The 18995-nt window shown below is 32.5% G+C and carries 4 protein-coding genes; all 4 read right to left on the bottom strand.

Annotated features, from left to right (window positions below; genetic code table 11):
- Positions 1-3 precede the first annotated feature (3 nt).
- The 4 genes from KHA98_RS20405 to KHA98_RS20390 all read right to left on the bottom strand — a co-directional run bounded on the left by KHA98_RS20405 (position 4) and on the right by KHA98_RS20390 (position 18953).
- The gene (locus KHA98_RS20405; RefSeq protein ID WP_213259839.1) at positions 4-4668 is read right to left on the bottom strand and encodes a non-ribosomal peptide synthetase; all 4665 of its coding nucleotides are present in this window, start codon (positions 4666-4668) and stop codon (positions 4-6) included.
- Positions 4669-4738: 70 nt separating this feature from the next.
- The gene (locus KHA98_RS20400) at positions 4739-9415 is read right to left on the bottom strand and encodes a non-ribosomal peptide synthetase (RefSeq protein WP_213259838.1); all 4677 of its coding nucleotides are present in this window, start codon (positions 9413-9415) and stop codon (positions 4739-4741) included.
- Between the two features lie 2 nt (positions 9416-9417).
- Positions 9418-11043, bottom strand: a complete 1626-nt coding sequence (locus KHA98_RS20395) for an MBL fold metallo-hydrolase (RefSeq protein ID WP_213259837.1) — start codon at positions 11041-11043, stop codon at positions 9418-9420.
- A 35-nt stretch (positions 11044-11078) separates the two neighbouring features.
- A complete protein-coding gene (locus KHA98_RS20390) occupies positions 11079-18953 on the bottom strand; it encodes a non-ribosomal peptide synthetase (protein ID WP_213259836.1) in 7875 nt (2624 codons plus the stop codon).
- Between the last annotated feature and the right edge of the window lie 42 nt (positions 18954-18995).

The raw sequence follows: 18995 nt of genomic DNA, 5'->3' as shown, positions 1-18995 counted from the left end.
TTATTATTTATTGTATTGATCTGCTATATTAATATTTTGATTTTCAGCTAAAACACTGAGGAATTCTTCAACATATTGCTCAAGTGATAAAACATTTTTGTTCTCATCATAAAAATGTTTTTTACAAACTAATTTTACCGTAATACCATTTAAGAAGAGTTTACAAACTAAACTTAGATCAAACCCTATATCCGTTTTCGTTTCTTTTATGGTACTTTTTTCTGTATTCTCTACATTATCAATCTCTGTTTCAGAAATTAGAAAATTCAGAAAACCAATAACATTTCGGTCTAAATCTATACCCGAAGCAATCCTAAAATCCTCGCGTATTGTTTCATAAGGAATTGTCTGTTCTATTCTGTCATTTAAATACTGTAAATAATTATTTCTGATAAATTCGATACTTAAATCAAAATCATTATTGAAATAGTTTGCTATCAAAACATCATCAATTACTCCGAGTATATTCTCTGTTTGCAAACCTTTTACTTCCCTTTCTCTGTTGTTGACCAAAATTTGATACAATTTTTGATCTTCTTTACCCGTCTTATTCAGGATCATTAGAAAAAATGCATTAAAAATTGCACTCACAGGAAGGTTCAAATCTTTACTAAACTCTTGTATTTTCTTAAACTCCTGTCCTGAAATAATCATTTCCTGCTCCAGAAAATCTTCTCTTTCAATTTCTTTAGTAACATGATTATAAAGTCGTTGATCTTCTAAGTTTTCAACCAGGTACATTCTTTTTTCGAATGCTTCTTCCGAATTTAGATACTGTTGCTGCAATGCAATAAACTGAAAGGGATGATGAAATTTTTTAATCTCCCTATCTTTTTCAAAATAAGCCACAGCTTGTTCTACAAGTATATCTGTTGTATAAGCATCTGCAAGAGAGTGATGTAATGCTACAAAAATTGTCGCTTTGAGTTTACTAACATCAGGAACAACAAAGGCTCTGATTAATTCTCCGTGAAGTAAATCAAATGGTTTATCCAATAAAAATTCTTTTCCTGTATTATAAATTTGCTTTTCATCATTTACTTCCGGCTTATTTACCAAAATTTTAATTTTAGTTTCATTGGCACTTATATATCTTTGAAAAACTCCATCTTCATTTTCTTCATATTTTATAGTAAGATTTGGAAAATGAGATAAAAAGATTCTGAATTTTTCTTCAAATTGAAATACATTGAAATAGGGCATTGTAAAGCTGAAGCTAACTGCCGAATACTTCATTTTATAAAATCTTTTTTGATTCGGTGATAAGGCTATCACATCCCCGATTTCCCAAATTTTCTCGTGATCGGAGGCAACGATTTGTTTTTCTGAACTACTTTTTTCTACCGAATTCTTCGATATTAACTTTGATAAATCTTCCAGTATTGGATTTTTTAATAAGTAGTCTATTTTTAACAGATAACCTTGTTGTTTGAGATTTGAAACGATTGATATTGCTTTAATAGAATCACCTCCCAAGTTGTAAAAATTATCTTTTAAACCTATCGTATCACATTTAAGAACTAGTTTCCAAACGTCGGCCAAAACCTTTTCTTCTGTAGTTGTGGCAGGCACATATGCTGTTTTTATTAAATCATCTTCTTTAACGGCCGGAAGTGCTTTTTTATCGATCTTTCCATTTATGGTCAAGGGTATCGAATTTAACTGAATATAATAGCTGGGTAACATATAATCAGGTAGTACTTTAATCAATTGAGATTGTATTTCTTTCTTGTCTAAAACGTCATTCAATACATAGTAGGCTACGAGAAATTTATCGCCTTCGTTTTCTCTTATAACCACTACAGAATGACTAATTCCTTTTATTTGCGAAATACTGTTTTCTATTTCTCCTAATTCTATCCTATGTCCACGAATTTTTACCTGATCGTCTGCTCTTTCTGCAAACTCAACATTTCCATCTGGCAACCATTTGCCTAAATCGCCTGAGCGATACATCAATTCGCCTTCTTTAAAAGGATTTGGAATAAACTTTTCTTTTGTGAGATCAGTACGATTAAGATATCCTCTCGCCAAACCATTTCCACCAATATAAATTTCGCCCGTAACGTTAATTGAACATGGTGAAAGGAATTCATTCAAAATATAAATGGCAGTATTGGCAATGGGTTTTCCAATAGGAATATTCACTGTGTTTAGTTTGCTATCTTTTTCTATTTTAAATATGGTTGCACATATACTTGTTTCCGTTGGTCCGTATGCGTTATAAAATGTCCCGTATTGTAAGTACTCTACAACTTTGTCGTACACGGCCGATTCGCCCGCACTTATCAAAACTTTTAAATCTTTTAAACTGCTTATGTCCAGTAGCTTTAAATAAGCTGGCGTTATAGTAGCAATGTCTATTTTATTTTCGATAATGTATTTTTCGAATAATTTAACATCCATTCGGGTTTCGTCGTTTAATACATAAAGACTGGAACCGGACAAAAGCGTGATAAATATTTCTGAAATCGAGGCATCGAACGAAAAAGACGCCAATTGCAAACTGTTCTTGCAATTTTTAAGTTCAAAAATATCAATCTGTGATAGTATGGTATTTACAATTCCTGCATGTTCAATAGCCACGCCTTTAGGATTTCCTGTAGATCCGGAAGTATAAATTATATAAGCCAGATCATCAGGAGATAGTTTTGGTTGCTGATAATGTACCTCAAGTGTTCCATCAAATTCTACATCTATAGAAAAAACATGACCTTCATAAAAATTTAAATCAAAGATGAATAAGGTCTCCGTAATTAATAATTTTAAATCGGCATCTTCAAAAATAAATGCTTTTCTATCTGCCGGTAAATGAGGGTCAATAGGTACATAAACAGCACCAGCTTTTAATATTCCAAGAATTGAGACAATAAACCATTCACTTCTGTTTAACTGCACCCCAATAAAATCTCCTTTTTGAATATTATAATTTTCTTGCAGATTATATGCCAAACGATCAGAAAGTAAATCCAGCTCACTATACGTTAGTGCTTTGTCTTCAAAAACTACAGCAATAGTATCAGGAATGTTTTTAACTTGTTGCTGAAACAAACTGATCAAGGTATTATTTTTTGGATAGTCAACAGCTGTATTATTAAAATCGTGTATTAGCTTCGATTTTTCTACTTCGGTTAAATAATTTAAATCGTCGATCGGGCTGTCTGGATTGTTTACTAATGTTGATAAAATTTGCTTAAAATGCTTCATGAACCGAATAATCATTTCAGATTCATAAACATCTGTATTAAAGTTTACCATGAACGATAAATGGTCTCCTAATTCCTGAAAATGAAATTCAATATCCTGCTTACACTTACTTGCTCCCAGATCATCAATTATTGTATGATCAAAGTTTTTATTAAATTGATTTTCTGATGAAATATTATGAAAAGTAAGCGAAATGTCGAATAACGGATTTCTTGCAGGATCGTAATCTAATTTTAAATCGTTTACCAAAACCTGAAAAGGATACTGTTTGTTATTGAATGCCAAAAAAGTATTTTTCTTTAGTTTTTGATAAAAAGTACTAAACGTATCTTCCGGAGACAAATAATCACGCAATGCCAATGGTTTTATGTAATAACCAATTTGGTTTTGCAAATTAAACTCGTCTCTGTTGACAATAGGAAATCCAATTGTAATATCCCTTTCGTTTGTATACTTGTATAGCAGGATTTTTAATATTGCCAAAATAGATGTAAATAAAGTTCCCCCTTCTTTTTGAAGTAATTTCTTTGTTCCAGCTAATTCATCGGCAGCTATATATGCCTGAAACTGATGTCCGTTATAGGTTTTAAACTTAGGTCTTTGTTTGTTTGCAGGCAGATTAATACGTGGTAATTCACCTGCCAGTTTATCTGTCCAAAACTTTTTATAGCTTTCCATTTTTCCACTCTCAAAAAGTGAATTTTCCCAGACAGCATAATCTTTATATTGCGTTTCTAATTCAGGCAAATTGATTGCCGTACCGTCCAGATAGAAATTATAAAAAGCCAGCACTTCTTTTTCTAAAATAGCATTAGACCAGCCATCACTTATTATGTGATGCAAATTGTAGTAGAAATAAAAGCTCTCTTCCGAAATTTGCAAAAAAGCAACTCTTAATAGTGGCCCTTTTTCTAAATCAAAGGGTTGGTACGAATCATTTTGAATGTACTTAAATACACTTTTTTCACGCTCTTCCTCTTCTCTCAAATCGATATGATGAGCTTTAAAATTCAATGCATTAAAATCTAAAATGAATTGCTTCAATTCGCCTTGATCATCGTTCTTAAAAACAGTTCTCAAAATCTCATGTCTGTCAATAACTGCGTTTATAGCTTTTTTTAAAATGGCTATATCTTTTACGCCCTGCAATAATTTATATGAAGGAATATTATAAGCAATTGAAGCAATTTCGTCCTGACTAACAATCCACAATGATTTTTGTGCCGATGAGGTTACATAACTTTCAGCAGGCCTGGCTTTCTCTATTTTGTTTTCTGACCGATTTTCAGCAGATTTCAGATAACTAATGATATCTTGTTTATGTTCCCTGATTTCCTGAACTAATTCAGAAGGAATTTTTCCATGTTTCACCGTAATTTCTAATTCCTCATTATAATTTACTTTAAGATAAATATCACTATCTCTCAATCTTCTCAACAGGTTTTTGATTAAATCTTCCATGGTTAAACATTTTTCTTCTGGTTAATAATTTATTCTTTTGGAACACATTGTTCAATGCTCAATAGTTTAACTACATTTTCTCCTTATGCAACTTATTAGACTTGTCTTCTTTTTGTTTGCTTTTTTTATTTATGAATGCTGCAAACTCTTCAATGTATGCTTCAAGAGATAAAGAGCTTGTGTTTTTTTCATAAAAATCTTTCTTGGATATCAACCTTACAATGATGCCATTTGAGAATAGATTACAAATCAAACTCACCTCACAAGACGCATCTGATTTGGTATAAATGGTAGTCACTTTTTCAAGTAAATCAATGTTAGAAAGGCTATTTTCTGAAATAATAAAATTCAAAAATCCAATGATGTTAGCATCTAAATCAATTCCTGATGCATCTCTGAAATCCTCTCGCATTGTTTCATAAGGAAGTGTCTGCTCCATTCTCTCTTTTAGATATTGCAGATAGGTATCTCTAATAGTCTCGATGTTTAAATCAAAATCATTTTCATAATAATTATGAATCAAAACATTATCAATTGCACCTAATATTCGGTCTGTTTCTAATCCTTTGATTTCTTTTTCTCTGCCTGTAACAAAAATTTGGTATAGCTTTTTAGCTTCGTTACCCACTTTGTTAAGAATCATGAGATAAAACACATTAAAAAGAGCACTAACCGGCACATTTAAATCAATTGCCAAATCTTTTATTTTATCGAATTTTTCCCCGAAAATTATAATCTCCTGTTCAACATAATCAACCCTTTCATTGTTATGATAGGTACGGTGCAGTAATTGATCGTTTAAATTTTGAACCCAATACTTTCGTTTTTCGAGCCCTTCTTCAGAATTAAGATATTTTTCCTGAAGCGTAATAAATTCGAAAGGATGATGGTAAGCTCCGATTTCTTTTTTACTACTAAAATAATTTACTGCTTCTTTTAAAATTGTATCAGTGGTATAAGCATCTGCAAGTGAATGGTGGATGGCTAATACTACTGTTGCATCACTTTTAATGACATCAGGAACTATAAAAGCTCTTATTAACGCTCCTTGAAGCAAATCAAAAGGTTGTTCTAATAAAAATGCTTTTCCGTTTTGGGTTATTACATCTTCATTATTGCTTTCTATTTCATTTACTAAAACCTGAATTTTAGTATCTTCTGCGGCAATATATCTTTGATAAACAGTATTATTTATCTCTTCATACCTCACTGTCAGATTTGGAATATGGGATAAGAATGCCTTAAAGTCTTTTTCAAATTGTAATAAACTAAAATCAGGTACTCTAAAACTTAGCGTAACTGCAGCATATTTCATTTTATAAAACCTTTTTTGGTTTGGTGAAAGCGGAATTAAATCTCCAATTTTCCAATTTGAAGTTGCGGTTTCGGCCTCCTTTTGACTTTCTTCTGTTGTGTCTTGAATTGCTGTTTTCTCAAGTTTTTTTGCTAAATCTTCCAAAACAGGATGTTTCAGTAAATGATCAATTCTTAATATATAACCCAGCTCTTTCAATTTGACAATTATCATTATTGACTTTATAGAATCGCCACCCAAATTATAGAAATGATCCTTTTTACCAATATTATCTGTTTTTAATACTTCAGACCACATTTTGGCCAAAACAATTTCTTCAGGAGTTTCCGGTGTCTCGTATTGCGTTTTTATCAAATCTTTTTCTGCAACTGCCGGAAGTGCTTTTTTATCTACTTTTCTATTGGTTGTCAAAGGAATAAAAGGTAACTGCACATAATAATTTGGCAACATAAATACAGGTAAAACCTTGCTCAATTCAGTTTGTATTTTGTTTTTATCTAAAGTTTCATCTGAAACATAATAGGCTACCAAATATTTATCTTCCTCATCCTGCTTAACAATTACTACAGAATGTTTTACGCCTTCAATTTCGGAAAGGCGATTCTCGATTTCTCCTAATTCAATTCGATATCCATGAAGTTTTACCTGATCGTCTACTCTTCCTTTGTATTCCAGATTTCCATCAGGTAACCATCTGCCCATATCGCCTGATTTGTACATTCGTTTTCCTTCCTGAAAAGGATTAGGGATAAAGGTGTTAGAAGTCAGTTCCTCACGATTTTGATATCCTCTGGCCAAACCTGCTCCGGCTATATATATCTCGCCATAAATACCTGTTCCGCAAGGATTAAGATTAGCATCAAGTATATATATCTGTGCATTTTTTATGGGTTTTCCAATCGGTATATTTGTAGATTGAAGCTTATCTCCTTTCCCTACCTTATATCCTGTGCAACTAATACTTGATTCTGTTGGTCCAAATGAATTATAGAAAGAACCATATTCTAAATATGCCGTAACTTTATCATAGATTGCGGCCTCTCCTGCCGTGATAAGCATTTTTAGGTTTTTAAGACAATTGATGTCTATAAGTTTTAAAAATGCTGGTGGAAGTGTTGCAATATCAATTTTATTTTCAACTATATAAGCTTCAAATGCTTTAACATCCTTACGGGTTTCTTCACTTAAAATATAAAGGGCACTTCCTGATAAGAGCGTATTGAAGATGTCCCAAATTGAGGTATCAAAAGAAAAAGAAGCAAATTGTAAACTATTCTTATAATTTTTCATTCCAATTGCCTCTCTTTCTGAGGCAATTGTATTTACAATTCCTGCATGCTCGATCATTACTCCTTTTGGATTTCCTGTTGAGCCCGATGTATAGATAACGTAAGCTAAATCCTGGGGAGTTAAATTTTGTTTTTGGTACGCAGCTGTTTCTATAGAGGAATCAAATTCTACATCTATAGAAAAAAGTAGTCCATCATAAAAATCCAGATCAAAAATAAATGCCGTTTCTACAATCAATAGTTTTAAACCTGTGTCAGAAATAATAAATGACTTTCTGTCTTCTGGCAATTCATAATCTATTGGAACATAAACTGCACCTGCTTTAAGAATTCCTAAAAATGAAATAATGTACCATTCACTTCTATGCAACTGAACCCCTACGAAATCTCCCTTTTCGATACCATGTTCTGTTCTTAAACTAACAGCCAATCTATCTGTAATTACATCCAGTTCTTTGTATGTTATGCTCTTTCCTTCAAAGAAAACAGCCTCATTATCTGGTGTTTCTTTAACCTGAATTTCGAATAAATCTACCAGTGTCTTATCTTTTGGAGAGTCACCGGCAGTATTATTAAATTCATGTATTAATGTAGCCCACTCTTTTGTACTTAAATAGTTTAAATCTTTAATAGCCTTACCAGGGTTGCTATGTAAATCAGCTACTAATTCTTTAAAGTGACTCATAAATTGAATCACCATATCTGAGTCATAAACATCAGGATTGTAATTGAGTACAAATGACAAATAATTTCCTATTTCCTTAAAGTGAAATTCAATATCCTGTTTGCATTTATTACTTCCCAAATCTGAAATTTTAGATGTGTTAAAAATTTCAGTGTTATTCTCAGATGAAGTGTTATGAAAGGTTAGTGAAATATCAAAAATAGGGCTTCTGCCAGGGTCATTTTTTATTTTTAAATCATTTACCAGAATCGGAAAAGGATACTCTTTATTATTAAAAGCTAAAAAAGTATTGTCTTTTAGTTTTTTATAAAATTGGGCAAAAGTCTCCTCCGGCAAAATATGATTACGCAACGCCAATGGTCTGATATAAAACCCAATCTGATCCTGTAGGTTTAAATTATCTCTGTTGGCCATAGGAAAACCAATCGTAATATCTGTCTCATTTGTATATTTATACAAAAGAATTTTTATTAACGATAATACGGACATGAACAAACTACCGCCTTCTTTTTGGGTTATTTCTCTTAACTTATTTACTTCGTCAGGCGAAATATAGGTTTGAAACTGGTGTCCGTTATAGGTCTGAAACTTTGGTCTTTGCTTGTTTGAAGGTAAGTTTAAACGAGGCAAATCACCGGATAATTTTTCTGTCCAGTATTTTTTGTAATCCTCCATTTTTTCACTTGCCAGCAAAGAACTTTCCCATACCGCATAATCTTTATACTGCATGTTAAGTTCCGGCAGGTTAATGCCGGATTTAGTACTATAAACGCTGTAAAAAGCAAGGAATTCTTTTTCTAAAATATCATTAGACCAACCATCACTAATGATATGATGCAAATTATAATAAAAGCAAAACTCCTGCTCATTGATCTCTAAAATGGCAACTCTCAATAAAGGTCCTTTTTCCAGATCGAATGGGGTATTGGTATCATTTTTAATATAATTAGAAATACCTGCCTGAGCATTACTTTCGTTTTTGAAATCTACATAATCAATTTTAAAGTTTAAATCAGCAGTATTAAGGATAAATTGTCTTAATTCTCCGTTTTCATTGTTTTTAAAAACTGTTCTTAAAATTTCATGTCTGTCAATTACTGCTTTTATAGCCTGGTCTAAAACATCAATATTTTTTAACCCTTTTAAGACACTATAAGACGGGATATTGTATGCCAATGAAGCTTCAGGATCCTGGCTTACAATCCATAATGATTTCTGGGCCGATGATAACGGATAACTATCTGATTCAGGGGCTTTTTCTATTTTATTTGCAGTATCATCCTCAGATGATTTCAAATATTCAAGAATATCTTTTTTGTGCGCTCTGATTTCTTCAACAAGTTCTGATGGAATTTTACCTTGTTTTACTGTTATTTCAAGCTCTTCTTTATCGTTTACTTTTAGATAAATATCGTTTTCCCTTAATCTTTTCAGCAGGTTTTTGATTAAATGTGCCATTCTTAAATACTTACCTTTTCGTTATTGTATTCTATCGTTTTTTCTCCAAATAATCTTTCGGCATCTATACCTCTTTTTTTACATTCTTCGATCAATCTATTAGATTCTACAATAGGTCTTGATTCGTCTGTATACTTAATTGAGCTTATAAAAACAAGCCAAGGCTCTAACCCCATTGCGTAGACAAAGACATTTTTAGGATTATAGATATCAACAAGCGACTTGCCCTGTTCAAAATCACAACCCGCTAATCTTCTGGATAAGTCTTTGTTTCTTTCTAATTTATCCGGCATTAATGGTCCGTATAGCCATGATAGCGGGGCACCATCACATTCCATACCTAAAAACAATACATCAACATCTCCTAAGATTTCATGGATTTTTTTATAAATAGAAGGCTCCACATTACAAGAATCTGCTACAAAAAGTATTTTTAAATCATTATGCAAAGCGATATGATAGCATAATTTACTTCTTACATCCAGATCAGAATGTTCTCCTAAAAATGGAATTCCTGTTATGGTACAATCGCCCATATTTACGCTTTCCATATCATCAAGTTCAATCACATTTTTAAACCCGATGATATTAAACATCAATTTCAAGTTTGGATCCTGTAAGCTTCCTTTCCCCCCGCTTGGAACAATAATATTTTTAATACGATGACGTAATTGCAATAACGTTTCTAATAAAATATGATCCTGGTGATTGTGTGTAATTAATACATAATCAATTTCTTCCGGTAAGTCGTTTATGGTATATCTGTTTACATCTGTTTCGTAACCATCATAACTAATAACAGGATCTACCAGAATCGATACTTTGCTGGTTTCTACTAATACACAAGCATGTCCGAAATAGCGTGTTCTAACTCCACTACCCTCATATTCTTTAAATTTAGCCGGTGCTTCTTTTGTAAAAAATTGTTTGAACAATGCTTCTTCTTCTCCAGATAAACCAAGTTTATCTTTGATTGTATTGTAATTTCCCGGTACTTTTTTCATTTTAAATAATTCATCAATCACATCTGATTTAAATGGAATATCTAAATGAATAAGATTATTGTCATTAAGTCTTGGTGTACTCAATACAAAAGATCTTGAATCATCGGCCTCAACTAATTGTAAAGAAACAGATTGTGCCTTTTCATCATAATATTTGCTTTTGTAAAGTAAGTATTCATATAATCTGAAATTTGGGTTATTATTCAAATCATAAATCAATTCTACATAACCTTTTAAGATATCAGGAACTTTTTCATACAAAGAATTTAAAGAATATCCTTTTGCTTCTTTTTGCAACAACTCATTTAACTCTACAATTGCATCTGCGAATTCTAATAAAGAAGATCTTCTGCTTAAAGTATCGTCGTATAAATTTTTAATCTCATCAATTCTTCCTCCGTCATAATCAATAAAAGGACCACCCAGCATTTTTGGATTTTGCACTGCTGCTGCATGTATTTTTGGATTCTTGATATAAGATTCCATAATCTTAAGATGTCTCTCTTTAATGTTCATGGCTGCTGTTGCAGGCGATACGATGTGCGACCATGCATACCATCTGTCTACTAATGCTTCTAATGCTACGTTTAATTTTAAATAATAAGTGTTGTCGTTTGATTCCATTTTAATAAATTTCTGAATGTTAAGTCAATTCGTTTTTAGATAATAATTTTGTCTGTAATACTCTCTTCTGTTAATTCCTGACTGTACCAGATTTTGTTTCTGATTTCTGTAGCGATAGTTTTAATATCCGGGTTGTTAAAGAGTACATCCAGTTCAATTTTGACATTGAATGCTTTTTTGATTTCTGCAATAACCATAATGGCCTTTATACTCTGACCTCCGAGAAAAAAGAAATTATCTGTAATTCCAATTTTATCCCGGTTTAATACTCTTTGCCAGATTTCGACCAATTCAGATTCAACCTCGTCGGTTGGAGCTACATACTCAGATCGGATCAAATCTGCATCGTCTACTGAAGGAAGTAACTTTTTATCTACTTTACCATTTGTGGTAATTGGTATGGCTTCAAGTTGAATATAATAACCCGGTAGCATATAATCGGGTAATACTTTGCTTAATTCTGACTGGATAAGGTTTTTATCTAATGTAATGTCAGCAACATAATAAGCTACAAGATATTTCTCGCCATTGTCTTCTTTTACAGCAATTACAGACTGGCTGATTTGCGGAATATTTGAAAGAGCATTTTCTAATTCACCTAATTCTATTCTGTATCCGCGAATTTTTACCTGATCGTCTACACGGCCTGTATAATCAATGTTTCCATCAGCAAGCCATTTTCCTAAATCTCCTGTTTTGTACATCAAAGTATCTTCACGGAAAGGATTTGGCACAAATTTTTCCTGCGTAAGATCAGGTCGGTTTATATAACCGCTTGCAAGTCCGTCTCCGGAAATGTATAATTCTCCTTTTACTCCTATTGCACAAGGATTTAAAGATTCATCCAGAATATAGATTTGCGTATTAGCGATTGGTTTACCTATTAAAACCGTTTCCTGAGCATCTTTTACATCATAAATAATACAACCAACAGTAGCTTCTGTAGGTCCGTATTCATTAATGATTCTGATATTTGGATTTAGGTTTTGAAGGATTCTTACCTGATTCTCCAATAGTGCTTCTCCTCCAACTATTGCCAGTTCTACAGCTGTTGAAGACAACTCCAGACTTTCTAAAATATTAATATGGGCTGGCGTTAGTTTTATGCTTGTAATATCACTTTTTAAATAATCTTCAAGCAATTGAGCAATATCATCTGTGGTCTCAAAAACAGTTAATGCTCCTCCGCTTATCAATGGCAAAAACAAACTTGTTACTGTCAGGTCGAAAGAAAGTGAAGTAAACAATCCGAAATCAAGATTTCCTGATCTGTTTGCTGAATAATAGTCTTTTCCCCAAAGAAGATAATTTGTTAATGATGAATGCGCAATTTCTACTCCTTTAGGATTTCCTGTAGAACCTGAAGTATAAATTACATAAGCCTGATTTTGAGGTAATATTCTTTGTTTTTTGAAATGAACTTCAAGATCGCTATCAAATTCTACATCAACAGAAAAGATATTTCCATCAAAATCCAAATCAAAAATGAATGCAGTTTCTGTAATAAGTAGTTTTAAATCTGCATCTTCAAAAATAAATGCTTTTCTGTCTGATGGTAATTCTGAATCAATCGGAATATAAACGGCTCCAGCTTTTAATATTCCCAGTATAGAAATAATTACCCATTCGCTTCTGTTGAACTGAATTCCAACAAAATCACCGGATTCTACATTATAATTTTCGATTAAAGTATAAGCCAAACGATCTGTAATAAGGTTTAACTCACGATAGGTTATATTTCTATTCTCAAAAATTACGGCAACATTATCGGGTGTTTTTTGTGCTTGATCTTCAAACAAATCAACAATTGTCCTGTCTTTTGGATAATTGAAATTGGTTTTATTAAAATCATACAACAATTGATTTTTTTCTTTCTCAGTCAAATAATCAATAGTACCAATATTTAATGCCTCTTTTCCTGTACTAAATTGATTTGCAATATTAAAGAAATGTGCTTTTAAATTTTCGATCGCTTCTGTGTTGAAAATAGTACTGTCATATTTGAATTCTATTTTAAACCAGCTATCTGAGGGAACTACTGTTGTATGAAAACTATAATTGGTCTGATCTGCAAAATCAACTTTTCCAATTGTTATCTTTTTATCTTCCTGACTATACAAAGATGTTATTTCGTCATCGATGTTGTCTTGTACCAGGAAGTTTTCGAATACAACTATATTGTTAATCAATCCCATGCCTAGTTCGCTTTGCGATTGTACTTCGGATAAATTAATATAATGGTGCGTTGTACTTTCCAGCATTTCTAAATGCAATTGTTTTAGAAATGTTGCCGGCGTATCATTTTCTTTATAATTAACCCTGACCGGTATTGTATTACTAAATAATCCTACGATACCTTCTACATCTTCTAACTCACCTGGTCTGCCCGAAACTACGGTACCAAACAAAACATCGTTTGTGCCATTGTATCTGGATAATAAATATCCCCAAACTCCCTGAATATAAGTACTCAAAGTAATACCTAAATCCTGATTGAATTGCGTTATATTTTGAAAAACAGCTCCGTTCACAAAAAGTTCTTCGGCTTTGTAAACCGGTTTTCCATCTCTGTTTTGAAGATTTTTTTTCTTAAACGGAATTTCAGCAACAGTTTCTATTCCATTCAGATAATTTTTCCAATAAGAAAGTGATTCGTTTTTATCAATTTTTGATAACCAGTTGATATAATTAGCATATTTAACCGGTTCAGGCAAAGTAATATCCTGATTATTGCTCAATGCCATTAAAATGCGGTAAAAATCATTGACCAGGATGCTTACACACCAACCATCCATAAGAATATGATGATGACTCCAGATGAAAACATATTCGTTTTGCTTATTGGTTTCTACAACTTTTAATCTCATTAATGACGGTTTACTCATATCAAAACCGCGGTTTCTGTCATCTTCTTTTATTTTCTCAATAACACTTTCAACATCTGATTCGTCTGCTGAAATTTTTTCAAAAGAAAAATTACCTTCTGCTTCTTTATGCACGATTTGCAAAAGGACATCATCTAAACTATCTGTAAATGAAGTACGAAGAATTGGGTATCGTGCTATTAATTTATTGAAGGCCTGTTTTACTAATTCAATATCAAGATTGTTGGTTTGAATACTGTATGAAAATTGCTCCAGATACAAAGGACTATTGCGGTTTACCAACCAATGGTAGTATAAACCTTGCTGTAATGGGGAAAGCTCATAAATATCTTCAATACCATTATCGCTATTGAATTCTGCCAGTTTTTGATTTGATATTTTTTTATACGTCAAATCTGAAGCTGTTAAATACTTTTGTTTTGCAGAAGCCAACTCAATTATCAGGCTTTGTAAATTTTTGCTATAATATTCGTTAAGTTTTTTGATTGTTTCTTCGGTATAACAATCGGCAGAATAACGTATTGAAATCCTTAATTCACCCGAAATCATCATTCCGGTTATATCAAGCAAGATTTTACTTTTGGTATTTTCTATAGCCAATGGAAGTCCAATACTTTCTGATGAAAATTTAAATAACTGATTTGATTTTTTGTCTTCGGTATTATCTCCAAAATCTCCCAGATAATTAAACTGTATTCTTGGCAAAAGTTCATTTTCAAAAGGTTTATCCAAATAATTCAATATTCCGTAACCAATACCTTTGTTTGGTACTTTGCGCAACAATTCTTTGGTGGTTACTAATTCATACTCATCAGAGTTGGATAAATCCAGTACAAAAGGATACAGGGTTGTAAACCATCCAACAGTTCTGCCTATATCAACACCATCAATGATTTCTTCACGACCATGACCTTCCATAGCAATCACACTTTTTCTGATGCCAAAAACATCACGTATTGCCAATCCTAATCCTGTTAAAAGAATATCGTTTATCTCTGTATTATAAACATCATGAACCTTTGTTTTGAGTGTTTCTGTGATGTCTTTTTCTAATTTAAAACCGTATTCTTTGTTTAAATTCCAGGCAATATCAGACGATTCAAAATCGACGGGAAAGTCCATTATTTTATTCTCAGAATAATTCTCCCAATAAGTACGTTCTGCCTGCATTGTTTTGCTTTGTGCAAACTGACTTTGCGCACTGGCCCAACGCTGAAACGAATCTGTTTTAAGAGGTAAAGGCACTAAAGTTGCTGCTTGATGAGACTCATATAAGGCGGATAAATCTTCTAACAAAATGCGCCATGAAACTCCATCAATAACCAGGTGATTAATAATTAGAGCCAATCGGTCTCCATCTGAAAGTCTAAAATGCCCTATATGAAACAGTACTCCTGAACTTATATCAATTGTTGATTGTAATTCTTCTCCAATTGTTTGCATTGCTGCCAATTGATTTTCTTCTTTTTGCAAATCATAAAATACAATTTTATAATGCTGCGCAGATGCATCACGATTATATTGATTCCATTCACCATTTTCGTATTTGTACACCATTCGCAATGCGTCATGATGCAATACTAAAGACGAGATTGATTTCTCTAAAATCTTAGCATCGATAGCCCCGTTCCAATTTAATAGTACAGATTGATTGTAATAATCCTTATTTGGAAAAAGTTGATTATTCAGGAAATAATGCTGAATTGGAGTCAATAAAACATCTCCAATTACCTGAGACTGATCTACTTTTAATTGATTAAGTGAAAGCATTTTGGCTAAATCCCCTAATATTGGAGTTCTTAAAATCTGCTCTACTTTAAGCGAATAACCTTGCTGTCTCAGGCGTGAGATAACTAATATAGATTTAATAGAGTCTCCACCAAGATTATAGAAATTATCTTTTATACCAATATTTTCATATTTTAAAACATGAGACCATGCCGCAGCTAAGATTTTTTCTTCTACAGATTCTGGTGCTACATATGCTGTTTTAATCAAATCTGCTTCTCCTACTTCAGGCAACAACTTTTTATCGACCTTGCCATTTGTTGTAAGCGGTAATGATTCTAGCTGAACGTAATATCCCGGAAGCATATAGTCGGGCAACACTTTGCTTAATTCTGACTTAACGTGGTTTTTATCTAAAGTTGTATCAGCAACATAGTAAGCAACCAGGTATTTTTCGCCCTTGTCTTCTTTTACTGCAACTACAGAATGGCTAATTTCCCTAATGTTTGACAGCGTGCTTTCCAGTTCTCCTAACTCTATTCTGTATCCACGAATTTTTACCTGATCGTCTATACGTCCCGTATAATCAATATTTCCATCAGCAAGCCATTTTCCTAAATCGCCAGTTTTGTACATCAAAGAAGCCGCACGAAAAGGATTTGAGATAAATTTTTCTTTGGTAAGATCCTTACGATTAATATAACTTCGTGCTAATCCATTACCGGAAATATATAACTCTCCGGTCACACCAATGCCAACAGGATTTAATGCTTCATCCAGAATATAGATTTGTGTATTGGCAATTGGTTTACCAATAAGTACCGTTTCCTGAGCGTCTTTAACATCATAAACAATACATCCAACCGTAGCTTCTGTAGGTCCATATTCGTTAATGATCCTAATATTTGGATTCAGTTTTTGAAGGATTCTTACCTGATTTTCAAGTAATGCTTCCCCTCCTACTACAGCCAGTTCTATCGCCGTGGCAGATAAATCAAGACTTTCTAAAATACTGATGTGCGCAGGCGTTAGTTTTATGCTGCTAATATCACTTTTTAAATAATCTGTTAGTAGTTTTGAAACATCATCTGTAGTTTCAAAAACTGTCAGAGTTCCTCCACTTATTAATGGTAAAAACAAGCTGGTTACAGTTAAATCAAAAGATAATGAGGTAAACAAACCAAAATCAAGATTTCGGACCCCGTTTTCTGAATAATAATCTTTTGCCCACAATAGGTAATTTGTTAAAGAGGAATGTGCAATATCTACCCCTTTCGGATTTCCTGTTGAACCTGAAGTATAAATTACATAAGCCGAACTATCTGCAGAAACAACTTGCCCTGCATTAATAATAGGATATTTGTCTGCTTTTGAATAAAAAGCATTCCACTCAACAGTATCAATAATTACTTTACAATTACTGTCTTTCTCAATAAAATCTATTCTTTCCTGCGGATATGCAGAATCTATTGGTACATATGCTGCACCAGATTTTAAAACGGCTAATATGGATATTACTAATGTTTCGCTTCTGTCTAGTTTTATACCAACCTTATCCTGAGATTCTACGTTATATTTAGTTTTTAAATAACAAGCAAACTGATTGGCTTTTGCATCAAGTTGTGCATAAGTCAATTTAATCTCATCAAACACTAATGCAATTCCATTTGGTGTTTTTTTGACCTGATCTTCAAATAACGTAACAAAAGTTTTTTCACTTGGATAATCAACCTCAGTTGCATTAAAATCAAATAAAACTTCTTGTTTTTCTTCGGCTGTTAAGTACTCTATACTTTTTGTTTGCTGAGTCGGATTTTCGACTACACTTTCAATCAGGTTTTTAAAATGATTAATGAATTTTGTAACAAACGTCTCATCATATAAATCATTATTGTAGGATATAGTTAGTGATATCGTATTACCTACTTCATGAAATACAAGCTCTAAATCAAAATTTAAATTTACAAATCCAAAATTCAGTATCTCTTCCGCTTTCTTTTCGTCAATAACAATTCCTTTGTTTACTTCAGAGAAATTATAAAGATTAACCATGACATCAAAAATGTAATTTCGGCTAATGTCGTGTGCCAGATTAAGCTTAGAAACTGTCATATCAAAAGGATATTTTTGATGTGAGAAGGCTTCTAAAATGGATTTCTTTTCATTTTCAAAAAATGTCAAAAATGAATCTTCCTCTTCAACGGTACTTCTTAACGGTACTGTATTTACATAAAAACCAATTTGATCTTCTAAATCCGAATCTTCTCTTCCCGCAACTGCAGTTCCAAGTGTAATATCTTTTTCCTGAGCGTATTTATGAAAAAGAACTTTTAAAACAGACATTAATCCAACAAACAAAGTTCCTCCGTTTTCATTACATAAAGCTCTCAACTTAGCTGTTAACTGAGGAGACAGATACGAAAAATACATGTGACCATTAAACGTTTTAATCTTTGGCCTTGTTTTAGAACCTGGTAAATTCAGTCTTGTTAAATCTCCTGAAAGTTTATCAAGCCAAAAATCTTCATGTTTTTTATAAACTCCTTTTTCAATTGCTGCCAATTGCCAGGAAACATAATCCTTATACTGAATTTTGATATTTTCAGGCTCTTTTTCTCCGTATTTTATAGCTTTATAAAAAGCAAAAATATCTTTCTCTAATACTTCCAGCGACCATCCATCGGTAATGATGTGGTGCATATTGTAATAAAAAACAAAAGTATTTGCCGTTAATTGTAAAAAAGCTACTCTGAATAAAGGCCCGTTTTCTAAATCAAATAACTTTTTATTATCGTCCAGCATGTAGGTATTCGCTTTCCTTTTGGAATCTTCTTCGGTACTGAAATCCAAATAAGTAATAGGGAAATTTGAATCTTCTTCATTCAAAATCCATTGTCTTACCTCTCCATCTTCGTTTAATCGAAAAACAGTTCGAAGAATTTCGTGACGTGCGATTACTTTTCTCAGGGCTTTTTCAAAAATGGCGATATCATATTCTCCATCCAGATAAACTCTGGAATGAATATGCTGTGCTTTAGAGTTTTCTTCAACCTGGCTCATTAGCCAGATTCTTTTTTGCGCATGCGAAACTGGGTAACTTTCTTGTATAACTGCTTTGGTAATTCCGGAATCGGCATTTGAATGTCTGGCAAGAAAACGAATTAATTCTTCCTTATTTTTTTTAATCTTTCCAATGATTTCACTGTCTAATTCTCCATCAAAATTAATCTCAAGATTATCACCATTCAATGAAATTATGACATCATTATCTTCTAATTCTTTTATTAAGTTTAACATTGATCTAAATTTTAAATATTCTTAAAAAAAATTAACTTTTGG

The organism is Flavobacterium branchiicola, from assembly GCF_018383905.1.
GTDB classification, from domain to species: domain Bacteria; phylum Bacteroidota; class Bacteroidia; order Flavobacteriales; family Flavobacteriaceae; genus Flavobacterium; species Flavobacterium branchiicola.
The sequence above is the reverse complement of the archived record's forward strand: the minus strand, read 5'-3'. Positions and strand labels throughout refer to the sequence as shown.

Bases quoted from the DNA above. Each gene is read 5' to 3' on its own strand.
- KHA98_RS20405 (WP_213259839.1), bottom strand. From the start codon at position 4,668: ATGGAAGATTTAATCAAAAACCTGTTGAGAAGATTGAGAGATAGTGAT.
- KHA98_RS20400 (WP_213259838.1), bottom strand. From the start codon at position 9,415: ATGGCACATTTAATCAAAAACCTGCTGAAAAGATTAAGGGAAAACGAT.
- KHA98_RS20395 (WP_213259837.1), bottom strand. From the start codon at position 11,043: ATGGAATCAAACGACAACACTTATTATTTAAAATTAAACGTAGCATTA.
- KHA98_RS20390 (WP_213259836.1), bottom strand. From the start codon at position 18,953: ATGTTAAACTTAATAAAAGAATTAGAAGATAATGATGTCATAATTTCA.